The 6,576-nt window shown below is 74.0% G+C and carries 5 protein-coding genes and 1 pseudogene; all 6 read left to right on the top strand.

What is annotated here, in order from left to right:
- Positions 1-462: 462 nt before the first annotated feature.
- Positions 463-2,448 carry a primosomal protein N' gene (locus tag AB0G02_RS25210; protein WP_360798034.1) on the top strand — a complete coding sequence of 662 codons (1,986 nt, stop codon included), beginning with the start codon at positions 463-465 and terminating at the stop codon, positions 2,446-2,448.
- 95 nt (positions 2,449-2,543) lie between these two features.
- Positions 2,544-4,334 carry a gamma-glutamyltransferase gene (gene ggt / locus AB0G02_RS25205; RefSeq protein WP_360798032.1) on the top strand — a complete coding sequence of 597 codons (1,791 nt, stop codon included), beginning with the start codon at positions 2,544-2,546 and terminating at the stop codon, positions 4,332-4,334.
- A 214-nt stretch (positions 4,335-4,548) separates the two neighbouring features.
- The gene (locus AB0G02_RS25200) at positions 4,549-4,704 is read left to right on the top strand and encodes a hypothetical protein (protein WP_360798030.1); all 156 of its coding nucleotides are present in this window, start codon (positions 4,549-4,551) and stop codon (positions 4,702-4,704) included.
- Between the two features lie 45 nt (positions 4,705-4,749).
- A complete protein-coding gene (gene def, locus AB0G02_RS25195) occupies positions 4,750-5,292 on the top strand; it encodes a peptide deformylase (RefSeq protein WP_360798028.1) in 543 nt (180 codons plus the stop codon).
- 160 nt (positions 5,293-5,452) lie between these two features.
- The gene (gene fmt, locus AB0G02_RS25190; RefSeq protein ID WP_360798026.1) at positions 5,453-6,394 is read left to right on the top strand and encodes a methionyl-tRNA formyltransferase; all 942 of its coding nucleotides are present in this window, start codon (positions 5,453-5,455) and stop codon (positions 6,392-6,394) included.
- Positions 6,391-6,576: pseudogene (locus AB0G02_RS25185) on the top strand (rRNA small subunit methyltransferase B); the annotation flags it as partial. The gene fmt and the pseudogene AB0G02_RS25185, both read left to right, overlap by 4 nt.

The following is a 6,576-nucleotide window of genomic DNA, read 5'->3' as shown; positions in this document are numbered from 1 at the left end:
CTTCGAGGCGTCGGCGGGCAGGACCTCGACCGCGGTGTCGGTGCGGTCGGCGGCGATGAACCGCAGGCGGCCGGCGGGGACGTCGAGGACGGCGGAGATCGTGGTGGGGGTGTCGAACTTCTGCATCGTGCTCTCCTGGGCTCGTTCTGACCGGTGTTTCCGACAACACAAACGCTACGTTGCGCTTACGGATCGGGCAACATGCTCGTTGCGTTGATTCCGTGTTATAGCTGGTAGGAGCTCGATAATCGTTGCGCTGATTGTGAATCTAACGCAACGAGTGGTCAGTCTTCGTTGCAATGGAGTGGAGTGAACGCATCGATGTGGGCGGTGGTGGGCGCTCACCCGTTGGTGATCTTGCCTAACTCGAACGTGTGTTCGATACTGGTGGGGTGACTGTGCCGTTCACCGTTCGGGCCCGGGTTGCGAGCGCCCACCCCGGCCTCTGGTAGACCTCCACCCGTGGCGGGCAAGGCGACGACCAGGCGCGGGGAGCGTGTTCCCGCCGCCGCGCTGCCGGTTGCCCGCGTGTGCGTGGACGTGCCGCTGGCCCACCTGGACCGGCCGTTCGACTACCAGGTGTCCACCGAGCAGGACGCGGACGCGGTGCCCGGTTGCCGGGTGCGGGTGCGGTTCGCGGGTCAGTTGGTGGACGGCTACCTGCTGGAGCGGGCGGAGTCGTCGGAGTACGGGCGCAAGCTGACCTTCCTGGACCGGGTCATCTCACCGGAGCCGGTGCTGTCGCCGGAGGTGGCGGAGCTGGCGCGGGCGGTGGCCGACCGGTACGCGGGGTCGTTGATCGACGTGCTGCGGATGGCGATCCCTCCCCGGCACGCGCGCGTCGAGGCCAAGCCCTCCGCCGAACCCGCGCCGCGCCCCGTACCGCCGTCCGACGAGGGCTGGGCGCGCTACCCGTTCGGACCCAACCTGCTCGACGCGCTGCGCTCCGGCCGGGCCGCGCGGGCGCTGTGGCAGGCGTTGCCCGCCGAGGACTGGCCCGCCCCCCCGGCCGCGGCCGTGGCGTCGGTGGCGAGCACCGGCAAGGGCGCGCTGGTCGTCGTGCCGGACCACCGCGACCTGGCGCGGCTGCACCAGGCGTGCGCGGTGCTGCTGGGCGAGGAGGGTGTGGTCACGCTGTCGGCCGACCTCGGGCCGTCCGAGCGGTACAAGCGGTGGCTGGCCGTGCGGCGCGGGGCGGTGCGGGTGGTGCTGGGCACGCGCGGCGCGGCGTTCGCGCCGGTGCACGACCTCGGGTTGGTGGCCGTGTGGGACGACGGCGACGACCTGCACGCCGAACCGCGGATGCCCTACCCGAACGTGCGCGACGTGCTGGTGCAGCGCTCGCACCTCTCCGGCGCGTCGCTGCTGGTCGGCGGCTTCGCCCGGACCGCGGAGGCGCAGCTGCTGGTCGACAGCGGCTGGGCGCACGAGGTCGTCGCGGCCCGCGACGAGCTGCGGTCGGTGGCGCCCCGGGTGGCGGCCGTGGGCGACCACGAGTGGCAGGAGGTCAAGGACGCGGCGGCGAGGTCGGCCCGGCTGCCCTCGATCGCGTTCGACGCGGCGCGGGCCGCGCTGGCGGCCGACACCCCGGTGCTCATCCAGGTGCCCCGGCGCGGGTACGTCCCGGCCCTGGCCTGCGGGCAGTGCCGGTCACCGGCCCGCTGCCGCCGGTGCGCCGGACCGCTGGCCCTGCCGGGCGGCACCCAGGACGGCGTGCCGAGGCCCGCGTACTGCCGGTGGTGCGGCGCGACCGAGGCGGCGTACCGCTGCCCGAACTGCGGTTCGCGCCGGCTGCGCGGCCAGGTCATCGGGGCCCGCCGCACGGCCGAGGAGCTGGGCCGGGCGTTCAGCGGCGTCCCGGTCCGCACGTCGGGCGGTGACGAGGTGCTGTCCGCGGTGCCGGGTGGCCGGTCGCTGGTGGTGTCGACGCCCGGCGCGGAACCGGTCGCGGAGGGCGGCTACGGCGCGGCGCTGCTGCTGGACGGCTGGGCCCTGCTCGGTCGGGCCGACCTGCGCGCGGCGGAGGAGACCCTGCGCCGCTGGATGACCGCGGCGGCCCTGGTGCACGCGGCGGGCCGGGTGGTGGTGGTCGCGGACTCGTCGCTGGCCCCGGTGCAGGCCTTGGTCCGCTGGGACCCGGTGTGGCACGCCAGGCAGGAGTTGGCGGCGCGGACCGAGCTGGGGTTCCCGCCCGCCGTGCGGATGGCGACCGTGGACGGTGCCCCGGACGCCCTGGCCGGCGTGCTGGAGGAACTGCGGCTGCCGCCGACGGGCGAGGTGCTGGGGCCGGTGCCCATGGGCGAGGACAAGGAACGCGCGCTGGTGCGGGTCGCCAGGACGGAGGGCCGCGCGCTCGCGTCCGTGCTGGCCGAGGTGCTGGCCGTGCGCAGCGCCCGGAAGGAACCGGACGTGGTGCGGGTCAAGCTCGACCCGCTCGAAGTCCTCTGACCGCTCCAAGTCCCTGGCGTGCTTCCGAGTGGTGCTGTCCGGTGGTGTTCTCCGATCGGGTCGCGGGCACGGCCGGGGTGGAGTAGAAGGGAACGATGCTCCGGTCGACTGTCGCCAGCGTCCTCGCAGCCCTCCTCGTCGCACCGCTCCTGCCTGTCACCGCCTCCGCCCAGCCCGCCGCCGACGCGCCGCGCGTCCCCGAAGCCGTCGGTTTCGGCGGCGTGGTGTCCAGCGTCGACCCCGACGCCTCGCAGATCGGCGTCGACGTCCTGCGTCGCGGCGGCAACGCGGTGGACGCCGCGGTCGCCGTCGCCGCCGCGTTGGGCGTCACGGACCCGTTCTCGGCCGGCATCGGCGGTGGCGGGTTCCTCGTGCACTACGACGCCCGCACCCACCGGGTGTCCACAGTGGACGGCCGTGAGACGGCTCCGGCGTCCGCCGGTGAGGACCTGTTCGTGGAGGACGGCCAGGCGATCCCGTTCGCGGAGGCCGTGACCAGCGGGTTGTCGGTGGGTGTCCCGGGCACGCCGCGCACCTGGGAGCGGGCGTTGCGGCAGTGGGGCTCCTGGTCGCTCGACCAGGCCGTCCGCCCGGCTGAGGAGCTGGCCCGGCGTGGTTTCACGGTCGACGCCACGTTCCACCGCCAGGTCACCGACAACGCCGCCCGGTTCGCGGACTTCACCTCGACCAGCGCGTTGTACCTGCCCGGTGGAGCCCCGCCCGCGGTCGGCAGCACGTTCCGCAACCCCGACCTCGCGGACACCTACCGCCTGCTGCGCCGGCGGGGCGTGTCCGCGTTCTACCGCGGCGACGTGGCCCGTGACCTGCTCGGCGCGGTCCGGCAGCCGCCGCTGGTCGCCGGGGCCACCCGCGAGGTCCGGTCCGGCGACCTGACGGCGGAGGACCTGGCGTCGTACGACGCACCGCTGCGCGAGCCGACCCGCGTCCGCTACCGCGACTTCGACGTGGTCGGCATGGCACCGCCCTCGTCCGGCGGCACGACCGTCGGGGAGGCGTTGAACATCCTGGAGACGACCGACCTGTCGGCGGAGACGCAGGTCCAGTACCTGCACCGGTTCCTGGAGGCGAGCAGGCTGGCGTTCGCGGACCGCAACCGGTGGGTGGGCGATCCGGCGTTCAGCGACGTCCCGACCCGTGAGCTGCTCTCGCAGCGCTTCGCGGACAGCCGCGCGTGCCTGATCTCCCCGACGCGGGCGATGGAGGGCGTCGTCGCACCCGGCGACCCGCGCCACGCGACCCCGTGCGCGGCCGGCGGTGCGCCCGCGGCCACCGCGTACGAGGGCACGGACACCACGCACCTCACCGTCGCGGACCGCTGGGGCAACGTGGTGGCGTACACGCTGACGATCGAGCAGGAGGGCGGCAGCGGCATCGTGGTGCCCGGTCGCGGGTTCCTGCTCAACAACGAACTGACCGACTTCTCCTTCACCCCGGTCACGCCGGGGGTGCCCGACCCGAACCTGCCCGGTCCCGGCAAGCGCCCGCGCTCGTCGATGTCCCCGACCATCGTGCTGCAGCACGGCAAGCCGGTGCTGGCCCTGGGTTCGCCGGGTGGGGCGACCATCATCACGACGGCGCTCCAGGTGCTGATCAACCGCCTGGACCGCGACATGCGGCTGGTGGACGCCATCGCCGCGCCGCGGGCGTCCCAGCGCAACGCCGCGAGCACGCAGGCGGAGGAGGCGTTCCTCGCGACCCCGGAGGCGGAGCAGTTGCGGGCCTTGGGGCACCGGTTCACGTCGACCGGTGAGATCGGGGCGGCCACGGCGGTGGAGCGCCTGCCCGACGGCCGGTGGCGTGCGGCGGCCGAGACGACCCGGCGCGGCGGTGGCGCGGCCAGGGCGGTGTGGCCGACCAGCCGGTGACGGCGTAGCGGGGGTGGTGTGGCGAAGGTGGTGTGGCGAAGGTGGTGGTTTCCGGTCACGACGACGGCGCGGTGGCGGTAGCGCGGCGGTGAGCGGACCTCATACCGGGGGATGAGGGCCGGTCGCTACTCCGAGCGGACGCCGGCCGACGTCCTCCGGGCGCACTCTGGGAGCACGCCGTCGAGGCGTGATGCGGAGAGCGCGAGGAGGGGACATGACCACGATCACCATGTCGGGCACGACCACGAGGGCCGTGACCGGTGAGGCCGCGAAGGCGTCGCAGGTCGCCACGACGGCGGTCCGGTTCGTCGGGCACTTCCTGGCCGCGCTGGTCGGGGTCGCTTTCCTCGGCCGTGACCTGGAGCACTGAGCGGCTTTTCGTAGACTGGGACCTCCCAGGCTGCGAGGAGTGCGCGTGACCGTCCAACCGATCCGGCTGTTCGGCGACCCTGTGCTGCGGACGCCCGCCGTCGAGGTGACCGACTTCGACGCGGAGCTGCGCAAGCTGGTCAAGGACCTGTGGGACACGATGAGCGAAGCCGGTGGCGCCGGTCTCGCGGCACCCCAGCTGGGTGTGGGGCTGCGGGTGTTCACCTACCACTGCGACGGCTTCGCCGGGCACCTGGTGAACCCGACGTTCGACGTCGTCGGGGACGAGGAGCAGGACGGCCCGGAGGGCTGCCTGTCCATCCCCGGCATGTCGTGGGACTGCCGCCGCCACCGCCACGTCGTCGCCAAGGGCTGGAACATGCACGGCGAGCCGATCGAGGTCGAGGGCACGGACCTGCTGGCGCGCTGCATCCAGCACGAGACCGACCACCTCGACGGCGTGCTCTTCCTCGACCGCCTGGACGACCTGACCCGCAAGGAAGCGATGCGGGCGATCCGGCAGCAGTCGTGGTTCGACGGCGGCGTGCCGACGATCAAGCAGTCGCCGCACCCGCTGTTCGGCGGCTGAGCACCGCGGGTCGGTGGATGCCCGAGCTGGGTCGGGGGCGCTCTCCTAGACTTGCGGTCTGCGGTCGCGCAGACCGCTCCGAAGCGAGGAGAGTGCGTGTTCGTCCCAGCAACCAGGCCGTCTCGACCGATCCCACCGGCACCACGCGGAGGGGTCTGACATGCGGCTGGTCTTCGCGGGCACACCCGAGGTCGCGCTGCCGTCGCTGCGGGCGCTGCTGGACTCCGGTCGGCACGAGGTCGTGGCCGTCGTCACCCGCCCGGACGCCCCGTCCGGACGCGGTCGCCGGGTCGAGCGCTCCCCGGTCGCGGCGCTGGCCGACGAACGCGGCATCGAGGTGCTGACCCCGGCCAAGGCGAGCGACCCGGTGTTCCAGGCGCGGCTGGAGGAGCTGCGTCCGGACCTGTGCCCGGTCGTGGCCTACGGCGCGCTGCTGCCCGAGTCCGCCCTCTCCATCCCCACCCACGGTTGGGTGAACCTGCACTTCTCGGTGCTGCCGGCCTGGCGCGGCGCGGCACCCGTGCAGGCGTCCGTGCGGCACGGCGACGACATCACCGGCGCGACCACGTTCCGCATCGTCAAGGCGCTGGACGCGGGCCCGGTGTTCGGCGTGGTGACCGAGCGGGTGCGGGAGCGCGACACGGCCGGTGACCTGCTGGGCAGGCTGGCCGAGTCCGGCGCGAAGCTCCTGCTGTCCACTGTGGACGGCATCGCGGACGGCACGCTGCGCGCGGTGGACCAGCCCGAGGAGGGCGTGAGCTACGCGCCGAAGGTGACCGTCGACGACGCCCGGCTGGACTTCGGCACGCCGGCCGTCGCGATCGACCGGGTGGCCCGCGCGGTCACGCCGGACCCCGGCGCGTGGGCGGAGTTCCGCGGCGAACGGCTCAAGCTCGGTCCCGTCCTGCCCGTCGAGGGTGGTGGCGAGGGCTTCGAACCGCTGGCTCCCGGCGAGATCAGGGTGGAGCGCAAGCGCGTGCTCGTCGGCACGGCCACCGACCCGGTGGTGCTGGGCGACGTGCAGGCACAGGGCAAGAAGCGGATGTCGGCGACCGACTGGGCGCGCGGCGTCCGGATCGAGGCGGGGGAGCGGATTTCATGACCCAGAGGTCTTCGCGTCCGTCCCGGCCGCAGCGAGCCCACCCGCCGCGCGGGCGCAGCGGCCCGGCCCGGCCGCCGGTGGAGGACCCGGCCCGCCAGGCCGCGCTGGACACGCTGCGCGCGGTCCGCCAGCGCGACGCCTACGCCAACCTCGTGCTGCCCGGCATCCTGCGGGAACGCCGG

It is taken from the genome of Actinosynnema sp. NPDC023658, from assembly GCF_040639995.1.
GTDB lineage: Bacteria > Actinomycetota > Actinomycetes > Mycobacteriales > Pseudonocardiaceae > Actinosynnema.
Note: the sequence above shows the minus strand (reverse complement) of the source record. Positions and strands in the feature narration are given on the sequence as shown.